This is a genomic window from Rathayibacter iranicus NCPPB 2253 = VKM Ac-1602 (genome assembly GCF_003149025.1).
GTDB classification, from domain to species: Bacteria; Actinomycetota; Actinomycetes; order Actinomycetales; family Microbacteriaceae; genus Rathayibacter; species Rathayibacter iranicus.
This window is the reverse complement of sequence record NZ_QGDV01000045.1, coordinates 1-1,497: the sequence shown is the minus strand read 5'-3', so window position 1 is coordinate 1,497 and position 1,497 is coordinate 1. Positions and strand designations below refer to the sequence as shown.

The window sequence follows — 1,497 nt, the reverse complement described above, 5'->3', positions numbered from 1 at the left end:
GGGGGGTGTCCCTATGTGGTTTGTCAAGCGGCGGTGGCTGGCAGTGGGGTTCGGGGGTGGTAGAGGCTGCCGTCGCGGATCATGGCGTGGAGGACGTCGCAGCGTCGTCGTGCGAGGGCGATCAGGGCCTCGTTGTGGCGTTTTCCTTGTGCGATTTTGCGGTCGTAGTAGGCGCGGGAGACGGGGTCGCGGAGGGCCGCGAATGCGGAGAGGAACAGGGCTCGTTTGAGGAGCTTGTTCCCTCGTCGGGAGGCGTGCTCGCCGCGGATCGAGGACCCGGATCGCCGTGTGACGGGCGCGAGGCCGGCGTAGGAGGCGAGGTGTGCGGCGGTGGCGAAGCTTTTGCCGGCGACTTCGGTGAGGAGTCGGGCTGTGGTCCTGACGCCGACCCCGGGCATGCTCGTCAGGACGGGGTGAAGAGGGTGGGCCTCCACCAAGCGTTCGACTTCGACCGCGATATCGTCGCGTTGTTGGCGCAGGTCCGCGAGTTGCTTCGCCAGCCGCGGCAGCACGAGAGCGGCCGCGTTCGTGCCGACCACGACCACCGTCTGCTCCGAGAGCGCTTGGACGATTCCGGCCGCGAGGCGGCGTCCGATGCGGGGCGCGAGCTTGCTGAGCCGGTCGCCGAGGCGCTTCTCGCCTGCCGCTGCCAGAGCCGCGGGCGAGGGGTAGCGCTGCAACAGATCCACGATCGCTGGGTGGTCCAGATGCTTCCCGATCACCCGTTCCAGTGTCGGGTGGATTTGGGTGAGCAGGCCGCGGATGCGGTTGCCGGTCGCGTTGATCTGCTGCGCGAGGTCGTCATCGAAGCCGCAGAGCATCGACAGTTCCGCGACCTGCTCGTCCGCGAGCGCGAGCGATCTCAGCGCGTGCGGAAGCGTCCGGGCGGCCTCGGCGATGATCGCCGCGTCACGCCGGTCGGTCTTCGCCTCGCCCGCGTGTAGGTCCGCGATGCGCCGCATCGCCAGCCCCGGCAGGTAACCGATCAAGACGTTTTCCGCTTGCGCGACCGCGAGGGGCAGCGCCCCGATCGTAGCCGGCTGATCGACCACGAACAGCACCGTCCCACGGTCCTTGAGACCGCGGATCAGCTCGCGTAGTTTCGTTTCCTCGTTCGGCAGAGCCTTGTCGAACAGGCGCTTACCTGCCCGGTCCACCGCGACCGCGTGGTGTTCGCCCTTGCCGACGTCAACTCCGATGAACACGTCGACCCCGTCGTATCCGGTGATGTTCATTCCCATCCCGAGACTCTCCGCTCCTCAGTTCCTCTGCTACCACATCGGCCTGCTCACGGGCGGCAGGTCTCGACATCCACGTTACGAACGGCACTCGGCGCGAAGCCGGGCCCTGTCCCTATCAGCGATAACCAGCCGCCACACCGAGCCCGGTGACAACACCCCCCAGATCATACGAACGACAGGGGGCACACGATCATGCCGAGCCCAGCAGGCCACCCACCAGAACCACTTCCCAGCGGGCATGAACAAAGTAACGGGG

General features: G+C 67.2%; 1 protein-coding gene. It reads right to left on the bottom strand.

Translation table 11 applies throughout. The annotated features are described in order from the left end of the window. Positions 1–23 precede the first annotated feature (23 nt). Positions 24–1,235 (bottom strand): IS110 family RNA-guided transposase, encoded by a 1,212-nt coding sequence (locus B0H03_RS16015; protein ID WP_104354426.1) that lies wholly within the window; start codon positions 1,233–1,235, stop codon positions 24–26. Positions 1,236–1,497 lie beyond the last annotated feature (262 nt).